This window comes from Marinobacter sp. BW6 (assembly GCF_008107725.1).
Taxonomy (GTDB): domain Bacteria; phylum Pseudomonadota; class Gammaproteobacteria; order Pseudomonadales; family Oleiphilaceae; genus Marinobacter.
Genome location: NZ_VIRN01000064.1, coordinates 729,365 through 748,866, shown reverse-complemented (window position 1 = coordinate 748,866; position 19,502 = coordinate 729,365). Strand labels below are relative to the sequence as shown.

The following is a 19,502-nucleotide window of genomic DNA, read 5'->3' as shown; positions in this document are numbered from 1 at the left end:
GGCGCGGTCTGTCGCCTGAATTCCATGGTCGGTGATGCGAGGGAGGGGGAAAATGCTTCCAGGGAGCAGGTTTTCTGCTCATTTGGGAGGCACTTGAATTGAAACTTTGGGAGTACGACCAGGCGGGTCAATCGCCGGGAAACTGGGCCAGTTCCTGCAGGCAGTCGTTGAGGAAGTCTTCGGGATCGGCCATCACCGCCTCATCGGCAACGACGCCAAACTGCACCTGGCCGGCGTAGCTGACGATGCTGATACCCAGACCGATATCGCCGGCCTGGGGCACCCAGAACATCTGCTCGGTAATCCGGCAACCGGCCATGTAGCGAGCCTCCGGGGTACCGGGCACATTGGACACCACGGCACTGGCCTTGCGATAGAATACATCGGCCAGAGGCTCCCGCCAGGGCTCCGGCACAATCGTGGCACTGGCCGCCAGGCCCCAGGCAATACCCGGCTGCCAGCTTTTCTTCAGGCGGCGGGTTTCATGCTTGATGCGGTAAAGACGCTCGAGGGGGCTTTCGCCATCCACCGGCAGGGGCACAAACACGGTACCAAAATAGTTGCCCAGCGTGCCGGAGGCCGGCTTGAGCTCCTCCGGTAGGCGACTGCGAATATCCACCGGCACGGCCGCATGCAGCACGGCTTCGTCCAGGTCCTCGCCCTCAATGCCCAGACGGGTCCGTACAGCCGCCGCCACACAGCTCAGCAACACATCGTTGATTGTCACGTTGGTGACTCGGGCAATGTTGCTGAAGCGCGCCAGGGGCACCGGCTCAGACCAGCGACAGTGCCGCCGCCCCAACAGCGGCTGCCTTAAGTCAGTGGCTGTATCTTCCGGTTCAACCAGGAATTCCGAGAACTCATTTACAAGTTTCAGGCTTTTCTGGGCTACCCGCTCGAGCAGACGGCCAGCATCCTGCCACTGATTGCCATCGGATTCGTCTATACCGGCAACGCCATCGGCCTCTTCTGCGGACTCTCCAGAAGCCATCAGTTGTCCGAGCCAAACCTTCGCCGCAGCGGTCCAGCCTGAAAGCTCCGCGGTTTCAGGCGCGCCGTAGATGGCCGGATGCTGCTGGGGTGAAGGTGGGCACAGGCGATCAAAAATGCCCAGCAGGGACAAACCATCGGCGTAGCAATGGTGAATGCGCAGCAGCAGTACCGCTCCACCCTCGGCATTGGGCGCCAGCCAGAATTTCCATCGCGGACGATACATGGGCAATGGCTGATTCAATCGCGCCGACACCCATTCCTGAAGATTTTCCGGGGTGAAACGGTCTACCACCACATCAAGGTGGTGACGGACATCAAACGTCGGATCCTGCTCCCACCACCAGGCAGCTGAGCGCTTGACCGGCATGTACCGGAAACGCGCCCAGGCCATCCAGTAAACCCGAAGAAACTCACGGAAGCGTGGCGCGGTGAGGCCATCAACCCGAAGCATCACAGTGATGGTCATGGGATTTTCCGGGCGCTCCAGGGCCAGCCAGGCCGAATCCGTAGGTAGCAGGAGATGCGATTGTTCGTGACTCAAACCCGAACGTCCCCGGAGAAGTGGTGAAAGGTAAGTAAAAACCGAACTCCGCATTGTGCCAGACAAGCTCCCCAGGCTCCATATGCGGCACCAACGCACGCAGTTACAAAAAATTACACGTGAGTAACTGTTCAGTCCTATACTAGTTATAAGCCTTGATGCAATGGTTATTAATCAACCGGTCCTGTCACCAATTGGCCCTGAGAGATCGAAAAATCTGTATTCAGAGCCAGTAACACAACGGGTTAATCGGGGTACAAAAGGCTTACCAGCACACTCGAATTCCAATAACAGGCCATTGCCGTGCTGGACGGGAGAACAGTTATGAAAGCGAGCCACGTTCGCAAGCTGATAAAACCGATTGAAAGCGCCTACTCGGAAATGTTCTCCGGGCAGGTGTATCGCGTTGGTAAGGGCGCCGTGTCCGTTCGCAACCACAGTGGCAAGGCCGAGCAGACCGTTATCGGCGTGCACGGCTTCCTGGAAAACCACTGCTACTTCACCCAGGCCTATGAAGCGCCCACCACCGAACTGATCCTGCTTACCTGTAGCAATTACCATATCCCGGTGAACGGCGTGACCCCGGAGACCCCGGACTGGGAAGTGCCGATCAAACAGCTGGAAGGCACCATCGAGTACGATGCCTGCATTCTGAACCAGGCGCTTTCCAGCCTGCCGACCACTGAAAACATTCGGGTACATGGCCACTCCCGGGGCGGGGCGGTCATCCTGGAAGCCATCAAACAATGGCCCCAGCTCTATGACGACGTGGAAATCGTACTGGAAGCGCCCGTACTTCCCAACGGTAAGCTTTCGGCGTTGGTGACGACCATTCTGGAACCTGTCAGCCACGGCATGTGGCCCTGGCTGATCCGCCTGATCAACAGTGCCCCGTCCTCAGCTTACGGGCAGACTTTCTTTGGCAAGATGAACCCACGGAAGAAACAACTGCTGAGCAAGCTGTTTTCCGCCACCAGGGACCATCTGACCATTGTTCGTAACATCGAGAACATCATGGACTGGATGGCACGGACGGACACCAGCGTCTACAGCCATGTGCGCCATGGCACCTTCCTGATCCCCGCCGTGGATCGCATTCTCGATCGTTCATCCATGCTGGCCAGCGCCCGCCAGAGCCCGACCACAATGCGAATCGTGGAAACCGAAGCACCGAGCCATTTCATTACCCTCGACAGCAAGGAATGGGTCCCGGGGTTCGAAACGCTGCCCGCAGCCGCACAGGGCTAGCGCCCGGCCAGTGACCTGCTGCAAGACCGCCAAAGCTCCGCTAAACTACGCTCTTTTCTTCAGGTTTAGTGGAGCCCTTGCCCATGTACCGAGAGCGCCTTGTCGCTACCGAAGCCCGCACCGAAAGCGCTCGCCGGCTGCAAAAACTGCTGCTGGACTACCATGATTTCCGGCATCTTAAAGCCACGCACCCGCTGCTGGAGAACGCATCCCACATCGCCGACTGGCAGGCTGAACGGCTGAAGACAACCCACGAAGACCTCTACCATCACCCCGGCTACCATCACGGCCTGGAATTCTTGCTGACCGACCTGTACGCGCCTGCCGGAATGACCCACCGGGATGACAATATTGATCGCGTGTTTCCCAAGATGGTGAAGTGGCTGCCGGATAACCTGTTAGACACGTTTGCTGGCCTGGTGGAGCTGAACCTGATTACCCAACGGCTGGACCTCGAGCTGGCCGAGCTGTTCCACCTCCAGAGCGTACCCGCCCACTCCTTAACCACCGAGGACTACTGTGCCGCCTACCGTGAGAGCAGGTTGCTGGATCAGCGGGAAAAGCAAATCTCCCTGGTGGCTGACGTGGGCCAGCAGCTGGATCGCTATGTCCGCAACCGCACCCTTGGATGGCTGTTGTCGATGACCCGGGGCCCGGCGGAAATGGCCGATCTGAGGGACTTGCACAGCTTCCTGCACCGGGGCTATTCGGCCTTCCGCAAGATGGACGATGTGGAGCTACTGATCGACCGCCTGGTCTCCCGGGAACAGCAGGTGATGCGCAATATACTCAACCATCACCCGGACCCGTTCAGCCTGCCGGAAAGCCTCTGAGTCACCGGAAGCTGGTGCTTCAGGCCTTGATGATCTGGTCCAGCTGGGAGTGAATTTCCTGCTCGATCCGGGATTTGAAGGGCCGTAACATCATGCCCAGCTCCAGATGAATGTGCAGATCCGTCGGGGTAATGTTGAGATGCCCCTTGACGCCGCTGCGCTTGAATTTCAGGTGATCGCCTTCCCACTGGTAATGCACGTCGAATTGGCTGGAGAGGTCTTTGGCCAGGGTTTCGGCAGCCTGTCTGGCGTGTTCTTTATCCAGGGTATGCGGGCGGTGTACATCAATGACGGACATGAAAACGTTTTCTCTCGGATTTGGACGAATTTACAGTTTAGGGCGCTATTTAACTCGCCGCCACCCTTGTAGCAACCCCGTCAGCGGTTAGAATACGGGGTTCAGATTCTGACAGGACATCTCCCATGAGTGAGCAGCAAACGCCAGCCAACCAGGCCGCGAATAATACCGGCCAGGATGACGTCACCCACTTTGGCTTCCGCAATGTACCGAAAAGCCAGAAAGCGAGCCAGGTGGCAGAGGTATTCCACAGTGTGGCAGGCAAATATGACCTCATGAATGACCTGATGTCCATGGGGATCCACCGGCTCTGGAAGCGCTTCACCATCGAGCTTTCCGGGGTGCGGCCCGGCCACCAGGTATTGGATATTGCCGGCGGCACCGGTGACCTCACCATGAAGTTTTCAGACCTGGTGGGCCCCACCGGCAAGGTGGTGCTGGCCGACATCAATGCCTCCATGCTCCAGGTGGGCCGCAGCCGCCTGACCGACCGCGGCTATGCCGGCAATATTGAGTACGTGCAGGCGGATGCCGAGCACCTTCCGTTCCCGGACAACAATTTCAACGCGGTTTCCATTGCCTTCGGTCTGCGCAATGTCACCGATAAAGATCAGGCCCTGCGCGACATGACCCGGGTTCTCAAACCCGGTGGCAAACTGATGATCCTGGAATTCTCCAAGCCGACCAATCCTTTGTTGAGCAAGGCCTACGACACCTACTCGTTTTCCGCTCTGCCACTGATGGGCCAGCTTTTCGCCGGCGACAGCGAAAGCTACAAGTATCTGGCCGAATCCATCCGCATGCATCCGGACCAGGATACCCTCAAGGGCATGATGGAAAATGCCGGCTTGGTGAACTGCAAGTACTACAACATGACCGGCGGCATTGTCGCCCTGCATGTGGGAATCAAGCCCTGATGGTTGCCGGCCCCACCCTGCTTTCCGCTGTCTCCGCGATCCTGGAAAGCGCCCTCAACCGGGCGCTGGAACTGGATCCGGCGGGGCATCATGCCTTGATGGAAGCACTAGCGGGCCCGGTGCAGTTCAATATCACCGATCCTTTCCCCCTGACCTACACCCTGGACCGTGCCGGAAACCGCGTCCGGGTTGGCACCCAGCCGGCCGACCAGCCTGCTCTGGAGATCACCGGCAAGCCCATCGCCTTTGCAGCGCTGGCCACCGGCGATGACCGGGTCTTTGCCGACGGCCGTCTTGAGGTGACCGGCGACACGGCCCTGGCCCATCAGCTGCAACGTGCCCTGAATCAGCTTGAGCCGGATTGGGAGGCCGCCATGGCCCGGCACATCGGCGATGTACCCGCGCACTTTCTGGGCCAACGGGTTCGCGGCGCTATCCGATGGAGTCGACAGGCCTTTCAGTCCCTGAATGCCAACATCGAAGAGTATGTGCACGAAGAAAGTCGTGCCCTGCCCGGGCGACGGGAACTGGAAGCCACATTCGAGGACATCGACGAACTGAACCTGCGCACCGAAAGACTGGAAGCCCGGCTGAACCTCGTTAAAAACCGCGGCAAGACTGACGAACCGGAGAACCTGTGACCCGCCTGCAACGCCTGTTTCGAATTGCCTGGGTATTCTGCCGCTATCGGCTGGACACGTTCCTGCCAATCGCAGAACTGCCTGCGCCCCTGAAGGTGTTTTTCCTGCTTGCGCCGTGGCACCTGTTCCCCAAACCCAAGCTTGACCGTGGCGATCGCCTGCGGCTTGCGCTAGAAGAATTGGGGCCGGTATTCGTAAAGTTCGGCCAGATACTCTCCACCCGACGGGATCTCCTGCCGGATGACATGGCCGAATCTCTCAAGAACCTTCAGGACCGGGTACCGCCGTTTCCGAGCGATGAAGCCCGGGGCATTATCGAAACCTCCCTCGGTGCCCCGGTCTCTGAACTGTTCGCCGAATTCAGCCCGGACCCGTTGGCTTCCGCGTCGGTTGCCCAGGTGCATGCTGCCACCCTGCTCAACGGTCAGAAGGTGGTGGTGAAAGTACTGCGCCCCGGCATCGAGAGGGTGATCCGCCAGGACCTGGCCCTGATGTACATGATGGCGGGCCTGCTGGAAAAGTACTGGTCCGAGGGCAAGCGCCTGCATCCGGTGGAAGTGGTTGCCGACTACGACTCCACCATTCACGACGAACTGGACCTTCAGCGAGAGGCTGCCAATGCCAGTCAGCTGCGCCGGAATTTCGAGAATTCCTCGCTGATCTATATTCCGTTTATCGACTGGGACTACACCCGCAAATCGGTGCTGGTGATGGAGCGCATTCACGGCATTCCCATTGCCGATACCGCAGCCCTGAAGGCCGCTGGCGTCAACATGAAGGTGCTGGCTGAAAAAGGCGTGGAAATTTTCTTTACCCAGGTGTTCCGGGACAGCTTCTTCCATGCCGACATGCATCCGGGCAACATCTTTGTGGATACGTCCAATCCCTCGGATCCCCGGTATATCGCCATCGATTTCGGCATCGTCGGCACCCTGGCACCGGACGACCAGAGCTATCTTGCCCGAAACCTTCTGGCCTTTTTCCGCCGCGATTACCGGCAGGTTGCACAGCTGCACATTCAGTCCGGCTGGGTACCACCCGATACGCCGGTAAACCAGTTTGAGGCGGCCATCCGTACTGTCTGCGAGCCCATTTTCGAGAAACCCTTGAAGGACATCTCTTTCGGCCATTTCCTGTTGCGCCTTTTTCAGACCGCAAGGCGATTCAACATGGAAGTGCAGCCCCAGCTTGTTCTGCTGCAGAAAACCCTGCTGAATGTGGAAGGCCTGGGTCGCCAGCTGTATCCGGATCTGGATCTTTGGAGCACAGCGCAACCCTTCCTTGAGACCTGGATGCGGAAGCGCATTGGCCCATCCGGGCTGATCAAGTCTCTGCAATCCCATCTCCCATCCTGGCTGGAACAGTCGCCGGAAATGCCTCAACTGGTGCACGATGCCCTCCTCCAGCTGCGACAAGCCGGGCCCACCGAGCCCCAGAACCGGGCGACACTGGAGTTGCTCCGCGAGCAGCAGATCCGCACCGAGCGGCGCTGGCGACGGGGTACACTCGCGGTACTGCTGATTATCGGGGGCGTTTTAGGCACCCAGCCTGAGGGCCAGCAGTGGATTGAAAGCGTACCTACCTGGAGCTGGGCACTGTTTGCCATTGCCGGCGGACTGATGCTCCGGGGCAGCCGATAACCGATAAAGATTTCAGGATTCACGAAAATGCAAAATAGCTCGGATAACGTCGAGACCCCTGACTGGCTGGATGCCATTCGATGGACAGAGGACGGCCTGGTGCCGGCCATCGCCCAGGATGCCGAAACCGGCGAAATCCTGATGATGGCCTGGATGAACCCCGAGTCTCTCAGGCTGACCGCCGAAGAAGGCCAGGCCGTGTACTGGTCCCGTTCTCGGGGTAAGCTCTGGCGCAAGGGGGAAACCTCAGGACACCAGCAGGTCATCCGGGACATCAGACTGGACTGCGACGAAGACGTCATCCTGCTGAAAGTGGAACAAAAAGGTGGCATCGCCTGCCATACTGGCAGACGCAGCTGCTTCTACCGGACTCTGAAAGACGGTCAGTGGGTCAGTGTTGACCCGGTGATCAAGGATCCCGGCACTATCTACGGCAGCAACTGAGGAGTACGGACAGTGAGTGATGTACTGGAAAACCTTGCACGGGTTCTGGAAGCCCGGAAGGAAGCAGACCCGGAAACCTCGTATGTAGCCAGCCTCCATGCCAAGGGTCTGAACAAGATTCTGGAAAAAGTAGGGGAAGAGTGCACGGAAACCCTGCTGGCCGCCAAGGACGCTGAACACTCTGGCGAAACCCGGGACGTGGTTTATGAAACGGCGGACCTGTGGTTCCACAGCATGGTCATGCTGTCGAGACTGGGCCTTGGTCCGAAAGATATCCTGGACGAACTGGCCAGCCGGTTCGACCTTTCAGGCCTTGAAGAAAAAGCGTCAAGGAACAAGTGAGCGGTAATACCTCTAAAGGGGTTTCCGCGTAACCGTTCTGGTAACGTACAATGTCACTGAACAGAAACATTAAAACGAGGACCCCGTAATGGGTATCAGCATCTGGCAATTACTTATCGTACTCGGCATTGTCATTCTGTTGTTCGGAACCAAGAAACTGCGCAACATCGGCAGCGACCTTGGTGGTGCCATTCGCGGCTTCAAGAAGTCCATGAGCGATGAGGACTCCAAGGCCGAAAACCAGGAATCCCTGGAAGGCAAGGAAGAGGAGCAGCCACAGCAACAGGCTGCGGCCGAAGACAAGCCCCGGGACAAGTCCCACAGCTGAGATTAGGCTGAATGTTCGATATCGGCTTTCTTGAGCTGCTGATCTGCGGCGTCATAGCGCTGTTGGTGCTCGGTCCCGAGCGTCTGCCTGCGGCCGCCCGTGCGGCCGGTCGCTGGGTGGGTGGTGCACGGCGCATGGTCGGCCAGTTCACCTCGGAGCTGGACCGGGAACTGAAAGCCGGCGAACTCCGAGACGAGCTTCGCAAGGCAGGAGACGTTGGCCTGGACGACGTCCAGAAAACCGTACGCGGCGCCCTGGACGAGGCCAAGAAGTATGAGCACATGATCCTGCCCGAGAACGAGACCCAGAAGCCAAGACCAGCACCCGCGACACGACGGGTGTCCAGCCAATCGAAAGCTTCCGAGGCTCCGGCACAGGATCACGCTGATGCCAGTGACTCCTCGCAGAGTCCTGATGTGGGTTCTGCCGGAAAAGAACAACCCAAAAGCGAAACCCCGCAAAGTCCGCCGGATAACCGTTCATGAATGCAAAACCCGACGGCAACCAGCTGCCTCCGGAACAGCAGGAAATGCCACTGATCGAGCACCTGCTCGAGCTGCGTAATCGCCTTCTGAAAATGGTCCTTGCGGTGCTGGTCTGCTTCGCTGCAATTTATCCGTTTGCCAACGAGCTGTACCTGTGGCTGTCCGAACCCATCCGCTCGCTGTTGCCTGTTGGCCAGACCATGATCGCAACGGACGTCACCTCGCCGTTCTTCGCGCCGTTGAAGCTGGCCCTGGTGCTGGCCGTGTTCGCCGCCATCCCGATCATCCTCTATCAGCTCTGGAGCTTCATTGCGCCGGGCCTCTACGCTCATGAGAAACGGCTGGCCTTTCCCTTGCTTTTTACCTCAGTGATTCTGTTCTACGCGGGCGCGGCGTTCGCCTATTACGTGGTTTTCCCGCTGGTGTTCGGCTTCTTTACCGCGATAGGGCCGGAAGGCATCGTCGAATTGCCAGACATCACCAGCTACCTCAATTTTGTGCTCAAGATGTTCTTCGCCTTCGGCGTGGCCTTTGAGATTCCGATCGCCACCGTGCTGTTGATCCTTACCGGCGCCACTACACCGGCGGATCTGGCGGCCAAACGCCCCTATGTGGTCGTGGGCTGTTTTATCATCGGCATGATGCTGACCCCGCCTGATATTATTTCCCAGACCCTCCTGGCGGTGCCCATGTGGATCCTGTTCGAGATCGGCATACTGTTCGGGCGGCTGGCAAGACGGGAAGTAGCAGACCCGGATAGCGATGAGCCTGCGAACGAATGAATCTGGCGTTACTGTTTGACGAGGATTTCGTCGCGCCTGACCGAGCCGTTCTGAGCGGCCGGCGTCTGGCCCACCTGCATTCCGTTATCAAAGTCGTGGCTGGTGACACGGTCCCTGTAGGCCGGGCGGGAGGCCAAATTGGAACCGGTGAGGTAGTCCGACTTACTGATACCGAAGTGGAGTTGCAGGTTACGCTGGATCAGCCTACCCCGCCCCCACTGCCGCTCACTTTGATCCTGGCCATGCCCCGGCCAAAGATGTTCCGTCGCATCCTGCAAACCTGCGCCGCCCTGGGCGTGAAGGACCTCTGGCTGATCAACAGCTACAAGGTGGAGAAAAGCTTCTGGCAGACACCTTGGCTATCTGACGAGCAGCTTCGGGAAAACCTAACCCTTGGGCTGGAGCAGGCGAAAGACACCCTGATGCCACGGGTGCAGATCCGCAAGTTGTTCAAACCCTTCGTGGAAGACGAGTTGCCAGCGCTTTTGGCGGACAAGCAGGCCCTGGTAGCGCATCCTGGCACCAGCACCCCTTGTCCGGTTCACCTGAACCAGCCGACGGTGCTCTGCATTGGCCCGGAGGGTGGCTTTACCGATTACGAAGTGGGCAAACTGGAAGAAGCCGGTTGCCAGAGCGTACATCTCGGCCCCCGCATTCTACGGGTGGAAACCGCAGTACCGGTGCTGGTGAGCCGGCTGTTCGACGCCTGCCTCTAGCCCCCGGGGCATCTCAGGCGTTCCGCGCCTGCCACCACCGGGTCAGCGGGGTGATAATGGCGACCAGTAACGCACCGGCAAACACACCAAACAGGCCGTTGGCTATCGTTGGCATGACCATGCCAACCACCCCACTAAAACCTTCCGCAAAGTGATGAATGGCGTCATAGACCGGGGTAAAGCCGTGGGTGAGAATCCCGCCGCCCACCAGAAACATTGCCAGAGTGCCAAGAATGGAGAGCGTTTTCATCAAATAGGGGGCCAGCCAGAGAATGCCTGAGCCCAGTTTCTGGAGCACCGGATTGTCTTGCTGACTGAGGTAAAGGCCGCCGTCGTCCAGTTTCACGATCCCCGCCACCAGGCCGTAGACACACACCGTGATCAGGATGGCAACCACCGCCAACACCATGAACTGCATGCCGATGGTCTGGGTCGTCACCGTTCCCAGAGTGATGGCAATAATCTCGGCAGACAAAATGAAATCGGTGCGGATGGCGCCCTTGATCTTGTCCTTCTCGATCGCTCGCAGATCGACCTTCGGATTCTTGAGGGCCTCATGCAGCTCCCCTTTGCGCTTCTGATCTTCCTCCCGATGCAGAAACTTGTGCACCAGTTTCTCGAAGCCCTCGAAACACAGGAAGGCACCACCGAGCATCAGTAACGGCGTAACCAGCCAGGGCATGAAAAAACTGATCGCAAGGGCCGCTGGCACCAGGATTGCCTTGTTGATCATTGAACCCCGGGCGACCGCCCAGACCACGGGTAACTCCCGCGCAGGTTTCACGCCAGTCACCTGCTGGGCGTTGAGTGCCAGATCGTCACCCAGAACACCCGCAGTTTTCTTGGTAGCGGTTTTGGTCATCAGGGCAACATCGTCCAGTACGGTGGCGATGTCATCGATCAGAACCAGAAGACTGCTTCCTGCCATTGGAAAATTCCTTTTCTGTTCAGCTGTTAAGACCCATGGCCTCAGCAGCAATACGGTTTTTGACCGGGCCCAACTGATTGAGCCAGCGCAGGCCGGTGTTGCGCAGCCAGCGCACTGGCAGCTCATCACGGCCAAACAGCTGTTTGAAACCCTCCATGGCCGCCATCATGGTCAGATTCTCACCTTTTCTCCGGCGCTGGTAGCGCGCCAGAACCAGGTCATTGGCTGGACTCAGGCCTGTTTTCTTTGCCCGCGCAAGCTCGTCGAGCATAGCGCGCACATCGCCGTAGCCCAGATTGGCACCCTGCCCCGCCAGCGGATGGATGGTATGAGCTGCGTCGCCTACCAGGGCAAAACCGGGCGCGATGTAGTCTTTCGCGTGGCGCTGGCGAAGCGGAAAGGCAAACCTGCTGGAGACCGCCTCAATTGCACCCAGCTCCCGTTCAATGGCACGCTCAAGTTCCGCTGCGAACTCGCTGTCATCCAGGGCCATCAGACGCCCGGCTTCCTCGGTATCCTGGGACCAGACAATGGAACAGAAATGCTCATTTCCAGACTCGGGCAGCAAAGGCAGAAAGGCCAGTGGCCCGGTCGTGGAAAACCGCTGCCAGGCGGTAAAGCGGTGGCTCTGGGTGGTTCGCACCGTGCACACAATCGCCTGCTGGTCGTAGTCCCACTCGCGGGTTGGCAGGCCCACCCACTGACGCAGACGGGAATTGGCACCGTCACAACCCACTACCAATCCGGCAGACAAGGATCCGCCATCCTCCAGCTCAACGGTGACGTCATCGGACAACCGTTTGCAGCCAGTAATCCTCGCACCCTCAATCAGTTCAACCGGACTTTGTTCCAGCGCCCTGAACAGGGCCCGCACGATACTGCTGTTCTCGACAATCGTTCCAAGGACCCTCGCCTGTAGCTCGGCAGCCTCAAACTGTATGCGCCCCGTGCCATCACCATCCCAAACCGTCATAGCCTGATAAGGACAGTGCCGGCCAGCGGTCACCTCGGACCAGACGCCAAGCTGCTCCAACAACTGCTGACTGGCGACCGAAATGGCACTGACCCGCGGCTCGAAATCTGCAACGGTGGTCGCGGGATCCGGCGCCCGAACCAGGGTTTCGTGATCGGAACCCTCAACCAGCCCTATACGCCAGCCCTGGCGTGAGAGCCCGAGAGCCAGAGCGGAGCCGATCATGCCGCCACCGGCCACAAGAATATCGAAGGTTTTCACCTCACTCATGACCTGGCGCCTCCCGATTCAAGTTTACGGGACGGTCAATCACCGCCCGGCGACCGCCAAGCCCCATAGCCTTACGCGCGAACCAGCGTTTTGCCCCGGGCAGCAGATCAAGGCCGACCAGTCCGGCGTCACGGGCAGCGGTTACCGGCAGCATGGAATGCCCGAACAGGCGCACGAGAGAATCGGAGAAGCGCACAGTCTGCCGCCAGTCCTGACGATGCAAAGCCTGGTAACGCTTCAGAACATCAAGATCGCCGATCGATCGGCCCTGCTCTTCCGCCAGCCGGAACTGTTCGACCAGTGTCATTAGACCTCGCAGCGCCAGATTGAACCCTTGCCCGGCCACCGGATGCAGGGCGTGAGCAGCATTGCCCACCAGAGCGACACCGGGCCGCACCGGCTCGTCCACCGTGGTCAGAGTCAACGGGTAATGGTGACAGGCACCGAAGCGGGTAAACCGGCCCAGGCGCCAGCCAAACCGATCCTGAAGCCAGCGACATTTCTCGTCGTCGGGCAGCTCCAGAACCTCCTGCAAGACCTCATCGGATAATGTCCAGACCAGGGCCGACTGCTGCCCGGCGCGCGTGGGAGAACCATGAGGCAAAAGCGCCATGGGACCGGCGTCGGTGAACCGCTCAAAGGCGGTGAAACCGTGGCTGTCACTGGTGGAGACATTAGCGATCAGGGCATTCTGGCCGTAGCTGTGGCGATCGGTTCTGAAACCGAGCTTCTCCCGCAATCCGGAGCGACCGCCATCCGCGACCACCAGGCAGCGGGCCGTCAGTTCCGGGACCTCTACGCCGTCCTCCGACAACCGCACCCGGACGCCGCCAGCAATGGGCGTCATGTCCGTTACTTCAGCCGGCGCCCGCCACTGAACATTGGTTTCCAGTAGCTCCCGCATCAGGCACAGGCCCATCCAGCGATTGTCAGCGACGTAACCAAGCGCCTGCTGACCATGCTCGGCGGCATGCAACCGGGTGGCGCCGAAGTGCCCTCGATCAGAAACATGGATGTGTTCGATGGGAGTGGCATGCTCGGCGAGCCGATGCCAGAGCCCCAGCTCTTCAAAGATCAGCCGGGAACCCCAGGCCAGCGCCGTAGAACGTGCGTCGTAGCTGGGTTGGTAGCTGTCCGGCAGGGCATCGGGAGAGAGCGGAAACGCCTCAACCACCGTCACACGGAGCGACGGCACCATCCGCGCCAGCGCCAACGCCAGGGTTGCTCCGGCAAGGCCACCACCGGCAATGATCAGATCAGTATCAGGCTTGGTCACAAGGTCTCAGTCCGCCATCAGGGCTTCGATTTCTGCAATGGTCTTCGGGACTGCTTCGGTCAGAACCCGGCAGCCGTCCCTGGTCACCACCACATCGTCTTCGATCCGTATACCGATGCCACGCCACTTCTCATCCACATCGGTGTTATCCGGCGCGATGTACAGCCCAGGCTCTACCGTCAGCGCCATTCCGGGCTCCAGCTGACGCCAGGCGTCACCGACCTTGTAATCGCCCACGTCGTGTACATCCAGCCCCAGCCAGTGGCCGGTTCGGTGCATGAAGAAGGGTTTGTAGGCTTCATTGGCAATGGCGTCTTCCAGGGTGCCAGACAACAGCCCCAAATCAATCAGGCCCTGGGTCAGTACTTCCAGCGCCGCCTCATGTGGCCGGTTCCAGTGGTTTTCCGGCGACACAGCCTCAATGGCCTGGTACTGCGCCGCCAGCACCACCTCATACAGGGCCCGCTGCTCGTTGCTGAACTTTCCGCTGACCGGGAAGGTGCGGGTAATATCGGAGGCGTAGCACTGGTATTCACAGCCGGCATCGATCAGTACCAGATCGCCGTCTTTCAGCGGCGCACTGTTCTCGATGTAATGCAGGGTGCAGCCATTGGCGCCCCCACCCACAATCGACGGGTAAGCCGTGGACCGGGCGCCATGCTCCATGAACGTGTGAATCAGTTCCGCCTCAAGGTTGTACTCGAAGCCGCCCTTGCGGGCCCGTTTCATGGCGCGGCAGTGGGCTTCGGCACTGATCTGGCCTGCCTTGGCCATGATCTTGATCTCATTGGCGCTCTTGTAAAGACGCAGGTCATGAAGCAGGTGCTCCAGGGCCACGAATTCGCCGGGCGGATGGGCCCCGCTGCGAACCTTGCTGCGAATCATCTTCACCCAGTCCATGACCCGCGCATCGAAGTGGTCGTCCTTGCCCAGGGGATAATACACCCGGCTGCGACCTTCGATCATGCCCGGCAGGATGTCGTCGATGTCTGCGATCGGAAACGCATCGTCCAGGCCATAACGTTCAATGGCGCCTTCCGGGCCTACCAGGAATCCGTCCCAGAGCTCTTTCTGTGGATCACGCTCCTTGCAAAACAGTACCGATTCCCCGTGTTCACGCCCCGGAATCAGGGCCAGCACGGCCTCGGGCTCACCAAAACCGGTGAGATAATGAAAGTCGCTGTCTTGGCGGAACGGGTGCAGCACATCCCGGTTACGAACACGCTCAGGGGCAGCTGGAATAATCGCAATGCTGTCTGGCGCCATACGCTCCATCAGCTTGCGACGACGCTCGGCAAATTCCTTTACAGGAATCATTGAGTTCATAGTCTCTCCTGCAATCAGGACCCTGATCAGTGCAGGGTCGGCGAATCAGACTTGGGCGGTTCAGGGGCATTGAATTCGGTAAACACGGCGAGCGCCCCCAGCCGGATGTATTCGGTAATTTCCAGCAACTGCTGCTCGCTTTCGTCGTCCGCTTCTTCCTCTTCGGACAGTTGACTGATGGCCACCATATCCTCAATCAGCTCCCGGATCTCATCGGGCGCCTGGCCAAGCGACTCACCGGCCGACAGTGCCATACCCTCCAAGAATCCCCGCACCCAGGAAACGAGGGCCTCCAGCCGCTGCTCGATGGCGTAGTCGTCATCCGGCAGTAAAGGATGGAAACTCATGTCGGCTGATTTCAAGAGCTCAAGGGTCTGCTCATAGGCCCGGTTCATGAACGGCGCGAGATCGTCAGACTCCTCGGCTGCGTCCTCAGCCAGCCCCATGTGCTCGCACACCATGGCCAGCCACTCCGGCTCTTCAATACGGGACCCGGCCGCCAGGCGACCACAGAGTGCACCGTGCAACTCGGATGGGTGGCTGAACGCCTTGTGGGCTGTAAAAACGTTGGCCCAGCGCTCGAATTCGGCGGCGCGGGCAGCACCGGAAGTGTCGGTTTCTGACATGAAACAGGCGGATCCTGTGTTGATGAATTAAAGGACTACTTTAGCATTCAGGCGATGCCAAGGCACTGCCTGTTGATTTTTACCCGGGAAGCGAACAATATGTTATAACATATCATTTTGCACCATGAGACAATGCCATGACGCCATCAAAGGTAACCCGTGCCCTTCTGTCCGCCACCGTCCTGACAGCCGGCTCCGCTTTTGCCAGCAACAACCCGGGCGCTCACCAGCACGGTCATGCCGAATTGCAACTGGCCATCGATGGAAACCAGGTTGACCTGATTTTCACATCACCGGCCTACAACTTGCTGGGATTTGAACATCGTGCCCGTTCGGACGAGCAGAAGGCACTGGTTAACCAGGTGACCAACTGGCTTGGACAGACTCCCCTGACGAACACTCGCGAGGGGAGCTGCACCGTCATGAATGCGGTAGTGCATCATCAGGCAGGTGGCGATGATCACGGACACAACCATGGGCATGACCATGATCATCCGGACGAATCCTCCCACTCGGATTTCGAAGTTACCCAGACCCTGAGTTGTCCAGATCTGAAGCCTTCCGAGGCGCTTTCAACACCGATCACAATCCGTTTTCCCGAGATAGAGAATCTCAACGTTGAATGGATCTGGTCGGGAGGCCAGGGTTCAGACCGCCTGGGCCAAGGGGAGACCAGGGTCAGGCCAGGAGCCCAATGATGGACCTCGCCAGTTACTCCTCGTAGGGCTCAACCTCGGTTGCGACCATGGAATAGGAAGATGTGCCAATGTCATTCTCGGTGCGGTCGATTACAAGCTTGCCTTCGATCCAGACGGGATCGTACAGGGCCTCAAGCGTGAAACCTTCCTTGTACTTGACGTGAATAATCTGATTTGGCGGCGGTGGCGGCACATGAATACAGGCACCGTAGTAGGGCACCAGGAAGAACTCCAGGATGCGCATATCCTCGGTTGTCTTGAGAGGCACCACGAAGCCGGGAATGCGCCCTTCCACATCGCCCATTTCCGGCACAACCCGACCGGTCATGATCTCGTCCGGCAGCAGCGGCGGGCCATCGCCCTCGTGCTCAATCTCTGGCATATTCTCCAACAGCGCCAGGTCCTCGGCGGGCATCAGCTCAAGCCAGTCAATTTCCCGGGTTTCGGTCCGGCCTGTTGCCGGGAGCAAGAGCACCAGTGCAAGCGCGGTGAGAGAGGGCAGCGCAAAGCGCAAACGCGCCGGGGCAGACATCATTGGACCACATACTCCTGATAGTGAAATACGGAAGCCGCAATCATACACCGGGCAGACAGCAACCAACATGACCAGCAAGACAGACTTAGCCAGCAACAGTTCCCGGAGCACGGAAACCTCGATTGACGTCAGCGGGCTTGGTTTTTCCTGGGACGCGGCACAGGCGCCCCTCAACTTTCCGGATATTACTCTGAAACGCGGTGAACACCTGTTTCTGCACGGCTCCAGCGGCAGCGGCAAGAGCACACTCCTGAGCCTTCTGGCGGGGATGCTTCGTCCTGCCACTGGCTCCGTAAGGGTTCTTGGCACCAACATTCACCGACTGGGCGCTGGCGCCCGGGACCAGTTCCGGGCCGACCACATGGGCGTCATCTTCCAGCAGTTCAACCTGGTGCCCTACCTGACAACCCGGGCCAACGTCACCCTGCCCTGCGGGCTTTCTGAACTGCGCAAACAGCGCACCGAACCTACGGTCGCAGACGAGGCGGAGCAATTGCTCGCAGCCCTGTCAATTCCCGAAGATCACTGGCACCGTAAAGTCACCAGACTGAGCATAGGCCAGCAACAGCGAATCGCTGCCGCACGGGCACTGATCGGCGCCCCAGGCCTGATTCTCGCGGACGAGCCCACCTCGGCACTGGATGCTGACAACCGTGACCGGTTTCTCGAACTCCTCCTGAATCTTGCCCACCGGCATAACACCTCGGTCCTGTTTGTCAGTCACGATCAGTCCCTGGCCCGCCATTTCGGTAATCAGTTGGAACTGCGGGGTAATCGGACATGAAAGCACGCCTTGCCCTGACACTCGCCCTGGCCAGCCTCTGGCACCGGAAAAAAGTACTGGCCCTGGTGTGTCTGACCCTGACGCTCAGCGTTTCCCTGTTGCTGGGCATCCAGTACCTGCGCACGGAGGTCAAACAGTCTTTCACCAGCACCATCAGCGGTACCGACCTGATCGTCGGTGCCCGAAGTGGCCAGCTGAATCTTCTGTTATACACCGTGTTTCATATTGGCGATGCCACCAACAACATTCGTTGGTCGACCTACCAGAGCCTGAAAGACGATAACCGCCTGGCCTGGCTGATTCCGATTTCGCTCGGAGACAGCTACCGGGGTAATCGTGTGGTCGCCACAGACGAGAACTTTTTCAAGCACTTCCGCTACGGTCGCGATCTGCCCCTCGAACTGGATGACGGCCAGTGGTTTGAAGGAGTGTTTGATGTGGTGTTGGGCGCCGGCGTTGCCCGGTCGCTGGCGCATCAGGTGGGCGAGCAGATTGTGCTATCCCATGGCGGTGGACGCACCAGCTTCTCCAACCACGAAGACACGCCGTTTACCGTCACCGGCATACTGGCGCCCACTGGCACTCCGGTGGACCAGGCCGTGTATATCAGCCTGGACGGCATGGAGGCCATGCACGTGGGCTGGGAATCCGGGGTCGCCATCCCCGGACGGACAATCACACCGGAGCAGGCAAAGGGCCGAGATTTCACACCCGATGCCATTACCGCCGCATTCGTTGGCATCGACCGGCAAATCCTGACCTTCCGCATACAGCGGGAAATCAACCAGTTTGCCGGCGAGCCGCTCTCGGCCATACTCCCGGGAGTCGCCCTCAGTGAACTCTGGCGACTGATGGGCCAGTTTGAGCGAGCGCTGCTGGGCATCACCGGTTTTGTGGTAATCACCAGCCTGATCGGGCTGGTTGCGGTGCTTCTGACCTTGCAGGCCCAGCGAGCCCATGAGATCGCCGTACTCAGAGCAACCGGTGCATCCCCGGCTCTGATAGCCTCACTGTACATCCTTGAGTGTGTCGCCCTTGCCCTGGCTGCCTGCGTGCTGGCTCTGGGTATTGGCATGGCAGGCGTCTCACTGGCAAGCCCCTGGCTGCTGGCCAACTATGGCCTGCAGATCTCGCTGCGTCCGCTGACACCTGAGGAATGGGCGTTGCTGACCTCAGTTCCGATCGCCGCCTTTACCGTGGCTCTGATACCGGCTTTCAGCACCTGGCGCCAGAGTCGCCGACTGGGGTTCGGCGAGGCCGCGGATCAGTGATGCGCATCACGCAAGGAGTCCAATGACAAGCCTGTAAATTGACCGACTTAGCGTCCACACTTATAGTTAGTTGCAATTACCTCAAACCACTGCTGGGCACGTCATGGAACAGTCCGAAGTACAGGCATTAGCGGACAAGCTGGACAGGCTGATTGAACGCTGTCAGAAACTTGAGCGGGATAACGCCACATTGCGGGAACTGCAGGATGACTGGAACCGGGAACGGGCCCAGCTGGTGCAGAAAAACGATCACGCGAAGCACAAGATCGAAGCCATGATCAGCCGCCTTCGGGCCCTGGAGCATCACTGATGGCACAGCAATCCACCACAGTTGAGGTGAAGATCCTCGACAAGGAATACCTGGTCGCCTGCCCCGAGGAAGAGCAGGAGGCATTACTACGGGCCGCTCGGCATCTGGACAGCAAAATGCGGGAAATTCGCGCCGGCGGCAAGGTTTTCGGCACCGAGCGTATTGCCGTCATGGCAGCTCTGAACATTACCCACGAACTGCTCGAGCGCGACACCATGTCTGACGCCACCAGCACCTTGCTGCGGGCCATGGACAATAAACTGGACGGCGCCCTTGGTGATGGCTCGGGCCGTTAAA

The 19,502-nt window shown here is 59.1% G+C and carries 24 protein-coding genes; 16 read left to right on the top strand and 8 right to left on the bottom strand.

Features of this window, described 5'->3' with window-relative positions:
- Positions 1 to 127: 127 nt before the first annotated feature.
- Positions 128 to 1,534 (bottom strand): WS/DGAT domain-containing protein, encoded by a 1,407-nt coding sequence (locus tag FMN52_RS11985; RefSeq protein WP_148608831.1) that lies wholly within the window; start codon positions 1,532 to 1,534, stop codon positions 128 to 130.
- Positions 1,535 to 1,858: 324 nt separating this feature from the next.
- On the opposite strand from FMN52_RS11985, the gene FMN52_RS11980 reads away from it, so the two are divergent.
- Together FMN52_RS11980 and FMN52_RS11975 are read left to right on the top strand one after the other, a co-directional pair.
- Complete coding sequence (locus FMN52_RS11980; RefSeq protein ID WP_148608830.1) at positions 1,859 to 2,782, top strand: alpha/beta hydrolase; 924 nt, start codon at positions 1,859 to 1,861, stop codon at positions 2,780 to 2,782.
- Between the two features lie 83 nt (positions 2,783 to 2,865).
- Positions 2,866 to 3,615, top strand: a complete 750-nt coding sequence (locus FMN52_RS11975) for a hypothetical protein (RefSeq protein ID WP_148608829.1) — start codon at positions 2,866 to 2,868, stop codon at positions 3,613 to 3,615.
- 19 nt (positions 3,616 to 3,634) lie between these two features.
- Here FMN52_RS11975 and FMN52_RS11970 read toward each other — a convergent pair whose 3' ends face one another.
- Positions 3,635 to 3,913: a polyhydroxyalkanoic acid system family protein gene (locus FMN52_RS11970; RefSeq protein WP_148608828.1), complete on the bottom strand. Its 279-nt coding sequence runs from the start codon at positions 3,911 to 3,913 to the stop codon at positions 3,635 to 3,637.
- 125 nt (positions 3,914 to 4,038) lie between these two features.
- On the opposite strand from FMN52_RS11970, the gene ubiE reads away from it, so the two are divergent.
- The 9 genes from ubiE (at position 4,039) to FMN52_RS11925 (ending at position 10,208) form a co-directional block, all read left to right on the top strand.
- The gene (ubiE, locus tag FMN52_RS11965; protein ID WP_148608827.1) at positions 4,039 to 4,830 is read left to right on the top strand and encodes a bifunctional demethylmenaquinone methyltransferase/2-methoxy-6-polyprenyl-1,4-benzoquinol methylase UbiE; all 792 of its coding nucleotides are present in this window, start codon (positions 4,039 to 4,041) and stop codon (positions 4,828 to 4,830) included.
- On the top strand, positions 4,830 to 5,471 hold the full coding sequence (locus tag FMN52_RS11960) for an SCP2 sterol-binding domain-containing protein (RefSeq protein ID WP_148608826.1): 642 nt from the start codon (positions 4,830 to 4,832) through the stop codon (positions 5,469 to 5,471). Before ubiE ends, FMN52_RS11960 begins: the two co-directional genes overlap by 1 nt.
- On the top strand, positions 5,468 to 7,111 hold the full coding sequence (ubiB, locus tag FMN52_RS11955) for a ubiquinone biosynthesis regulatory protein kinase UbiB (RefSeq protein WP_148608825.1): 1,644 nt from the start codon (positions 5,468 to 5,470) through the stop codon (positions 7,109 to 7,111). The genes FMN52_RS11960 and ubiB overlap by 4 nt, the downstream gene beginning before the upstream one ends.
- A 27-nt stretch (positions 7,112 to 7,138) precedes the next feature.
- Complete coding sequence (gene hisI / locus FMN52_RS11950) at positions 7,139 to 7,555, top strand: phosphoribosyl-AMP cyclohydrolase (RefSeq protein WP_148608824.1); 417 nt, start codon at positions 7,139 to 7,141, stop codon at positions 7,553 to 7,555.
- A gap of 12 nt (positions 7,556 to 7,567) precedes the next feature.
- A complete protein-coding gene (locus FMN52_RS11945; protein ID WP_014578404.1) occupies positions 7,568 to 7,897 on the top strand; it encodes a phosphoribosyl-ATP diphosphatase in 330 nt (109 codons plus the stop codon).
- 88 nt (positions 7,898 to 7,985) lie between these two features.
- Positions 7,986 to 8,225 (top strand): Sec-independent protein translocase subunit TatA, encoded by a 240-nt coding sequence (gene tatA, locus FMN52_RS11940; protein ID WP_148608823.1) that lies wholly within the window; start codon positions 7,986 to 7,988, stop codon positions 8,223 to 8,225.
- Positions 8,226 to 8,236: 11 nt separating this feature from the next.
- Positions 8,237 to 8,710, top strand: coding sequence for a Sec-independent protein translocase protein TatB (gene tatB, locus FMN52_RS11935; protein WP_148608822.1), 474 nt, complete (start codon positions 8,237 to 8,239; stop codon positions 8,708 to 8,710).
- The gene (gene tatC, locus FMN52_RS11930) at positions 8,707 to 9,492 is read left to right on the top strand and encodes a twin-arginine translocase subunit TatC (protein WP_148608821.1); all 786 of its coding nucleotides are present in this window, start codon (positions 8,707 to 8,709) and stop codon (positions 9,490 to 9,492) included. The genes tatB and tatC overlap by 4 nt, the downstream gene beginning before the upstream one ends.
- The gene (locus FMN52_RS11925; protein WP_148608820.1) at positions 9,489 to 10,208 is read left to right on the top strand and encodes a 16S rRNA (uracil(1498)-N(3))-methyltransferase; all 720 of its coding nucleotides are present in this window, start codon (positions 9,489 to 9,491) and stop codon (positions 10,206 to 10,208) included. Before tatC ends, FMN52_RS11925 begins: the two co-directional genes overlap by 4 nt.
- A gap of 13 nt (positions 10,209 to 10,221) precedes the next feature.
- Here FMN52_RS11925 and FMN52_RS11920 read toward each other — a convergent pair whose 3' ends face one another.
- The 5 genes from FMN52_RS11920 to FMN52_RS11900 are packed head-to-tail and all read right to left on the bottom strand — an operon-like array spanning position 10,222 to position 15,607.
- Positions 10,222 to 11,136, bottom strand: coding sequence for a DUF808 domain-containing protein (locus tag FMN52_RS11920; protein ID WP_148608819.1), 915 nt, complete (start codon positions 11,134 to 11,136; stop codon positions 10,222 to 10,224).
- A 19-nt stretch (positions 11,137 to 11,155) separates the two neighbouring features.
- Positions 11,156 to 12,379, bottom strand: coding sequence for a UbiH/UbiF/VisC/COQ6 family ubiquinone biosynthesis hydroxylase (locus tag FMN52_RS11915; RefSeq protein WP_148608818.1), 1,224 nt, complete (start codon positions 12,377 to 12,379; stop codon positions 11,156 to 11,158).
- Positions 12,372 to 13,655, bottom strand: a complete 1,284-nt coding sequence (gene ubiH, locus FMN52_RS11910; RefSeq protein ID WP_148608817.1) for a 2-octaprenyl-6-methoxyphenyl hydroxylase — start codon at positions 13,653 to 13,655, stop codon at positions 12,372 to 12,374. The genes FMN52_RS11915 and ubiH overlap by 8 nt, the downstream gene beginning before the upstream one ends.
- A 6-nt stretch (positions 13,656 to 13,661) precedes the next feature.
- Positions 13,662 to 14,981, bottom strand: a complete 1,320-nt coding sequence (gene pepP / locus FMN52_RS11905; RefSeq protein ID WP_148608816.1) for a Xaa-Pro aminopeptidase — start codon at positions 14,979 to 14,981, stop codon at positions 13,662 to 13,664.
- Positions 14,982 to 15,007: 26 nt separating this feature from the next.
- Complete coding sequence (locus FMN52_RS11900; protein ID WP_053113127.1) at positions 15,008 to 15,607, bottom strand: UPF0149 family protein; 600 nt, start codon at positions 15,605 to 15,607, stop codon at positions 15,008 to 15,010.
- Positions 15,608 to 15,744: 137 nt separating this feature from the next.
- Here FMN52_RS11900 and FMN52_RS11895 point away from each other — a divergent pair, with 137 nt between their 5' ends.
- The gene (locus FMN52_RS11895) at positions 15,745 to 16,305 is read left to right on the top strand and encodes a DUF2796 domain-containing protein (RefSeq protein WP_148608815.1); all 561 of its coding nucleotides are present in this window, start codon (positions 15,745 to 15,747) and stop codon (positions 16,303 to 16,305) included.
- A 13-nt stretch (positions 16,306 to 16,318) separates the two neighbouring features.
- Here FMN52_RS11895 and FMN52_RS11890 read toward each other — a convergent pair whose 3' ends face one another.
- Positions 16,319 to 16,840 (bottom strand): DUF3299 domain-containing protein, encoded by a 522-nt coding sequence (locus FMN52_RS11890; protein ID WP_148608814.1) that lies wholly within the window; start codon positions 16,838 to 16,840, stop codon positions 16,319 to 16,321.
- 67 nt (positions 16,841 to 16,907) lie between these two features.
- On the opposite strand from FMN52_RS11890, the gene FMN52_RS11885 reads away from it, so the two are divergent.
- The 4 genes from FMN52_RS11885 (at position 16,908) to FMN52_RS11870 (ending at position 19,501) form a co-directional block, all read left to right on the top strand.
- Complete coding sequence (locus FMN52_RS11885; RefSeq protein ID WP_148608813.1) at positions 16,908 to 17,624, top strand: ABC transporter ATP-binding protein; 717 nt, start codon at positions 16,908 to 16,910, stop codon at positions 17,622 to 17,624.
- Positions 17,621 to 18,895 carry an ABC transporter permease gene (locus FMN52_RS11880; protein ID WP_148608812.1) on the top strand — a complete coding sequence of 425 codons (1,275 nt, stop codon included), beginning with the start codon at positions 17,621 to 17,623 and terminating at the stop codon, positions 18,893 to 18,895. The genes FMN52_RS11885 and FMN52_RS11880 overlap by 4 nt, the downstream gene beginning before the upstream one ends.
- Before the next feature lie 103 nt (positions 18,896 to 18,998).
- The gene (locus FMN52_RS11875) at positions 18,999 to 19,205 is read left to right on the top strand and encodes a TIGR02449 family protein (protein ID WP_008170964.1); all 207 of its coding nucleotides are present in this window, start codon (positions 18,999 to 19,001) and stop codon (positions 19,203 to 19,205) included.
- Positions 19,205 to 19,501 (top strand): cell division protein ZapA, encoded by a 297-nt coding sequence (locus FMN52_RS11870; protein WP_014578418.1) that lies wholly within the window; start codon positions 19,205 to 19,207, stop codon positions 19,499 to 19,501. The genes FMN52_RS11875 and FMN52_RS11870 overlap by 1 nt, the downstream gene beginning before the upstream one ends.
- The last annotated feature ends 1 nt before the right edge of the window (position 19,502 follow it).

Excerpts from the sequence above, each read along its gene's own strand:
- FMN52_RS11960 (WP_148608826.1), top strand. The coding sequence starts at position 4,830 with ATGGTTGCCGGCCCCACCCTGCTTTCCGCTGTCTCCGCGATCCTGGAA.
- FMN52_RS11870 (WP_014578418.1), top strand. The coding sequence starts at position 19,205 with ATGGCACAGCAATCCACCACAGTTGAGGTGAAGATCCTCGACAAGGAA.
- FMN52_RS11975 (WP_148608829.1), top strand. The coding sequence starts at position 2,866 with ATGTACCGAGAGCGCCTTGTCGCTACCGAAGCCCGCACCGAAAGCGCT.
- FMN52_RS11895 (WP_148608815.1), top strand. The coding sequence starts at position 15,745 with ATGACGCCATCAAAGGTAACCCGTGCCCTTCTGTCCGCCACCGTCCTG.
- tatA (WP_148608823.1), top strand. The coding sequence starts at position 7,986 with ATGGGTATCAGCATCTGGCAATTACTTATCGTACTCGGCATTGTCATT.
- FMN52_RS11880 (WP_148608812.1), top strand. The coding sequence starts at position 17,621 with ATGAAAGCACGCCTTGCCCTGACACTCGCCCTGGCCAGCCTCTGGCAC.
- FMN52_RS11970 (WP_148608828.1), bottom strand. The coding sequence starts at position 3,913 with ATGTCCGTCATTGATGTACACCGCCCGCATACCCTGGATAAAGAACAC.
- FMN52_RS11915 (WP_148608818.1), bottom strand. The coding sequence starts at position 12,379 with ATGAGTGAGGTGAAAACCTTCGATATTCTTGTGGCCGGTGGCGGCATG.
- FMN52_RS11925 (WP_148608820.1), top strand. The coding sequence starts at position 9,489 with ATGAATCTGGCGTTACTGTTTGACGAGGATTTCGTCGCGCCTGACCGA.
- FMN52_RS11900 (WP_053113127.1), bottom strand. The coding sequence starts at position 15,607 with ATGTCAGAAACCGACACTTCCGGTGCTGCCCGCGCCGCCGAATTCGAG.
- pepP (WP_148608816.1), bottom strand. The coding sequence starts at position 14,981 with ATGAACTCAATGATTCCTGTAAAGGAATTTGCCGAGCGTCGTCGCAAG.
- tatB (WP_148608822.1), top strand. The coding sequence starts at position 8,237 with ATGTTCGATATCGGCTTTCTTGAGCTGCTGATCTGCGGCGTCATAGCG.
- hisI (WP_148608824.1), top strand. The coding sequence starts at position 7,139 with ATGCAAAATAGCTCGGATAACGTCGAGACCCCTGACTGGCTGGATGCC.
- FMN52_RS11875 (WP_008170964.1), top strand. The coding sequence starts at position 18,999 with ATGGAACAGTCCGAAGTACAGGCATTAGCGGACAAGCTGGACAGGCTG.
- FMN52_RS11885 (WP_148608813.1), top strand. The coding sequence starts at position 16,908 with ATGACCAGCAAGACAGACTTAGCCAGCAACAGTTCCCGGAGCACGGAA.
- FMN52_RS11980 (WP_148608830.1), top strand. The coding sequence starts at position 1,859 with ATGAAAGCGAGCCACGTTCGCAAGCTGATAAAACCGATTGAAAGCGCC.
- ubiE (WP_148608827.1), top strand. The coding sequence starts at position 4,039 with ATGAGTGAGCAGCAAACGCCAGCCAACCAGGCCGCGAATAATACCGGC.
- FMN52_RS11890 (WP_148608814.1), bottom strand. The coding sequence starts at position 16,840 with ATGATGTCTGCCCCGGCGCGTTTGCGCTTTGCGCTGCCCTCTCTCACC.
- FMN52_RS11920 (WP_148608819.1), bottom strand. The coding sequence starts at position 11,136 with ATGGCAGGAAGCAGTCTTCTGGTTCTGATCGATGACATCGCCACCGTA.
- tatC (WP_148608821.1), top strand. The coding sequence starts at position 8,707 with ATGAATGCAAAACCCGACGGCAACCAGCTGCCTCCGGAACAGCAGGAA.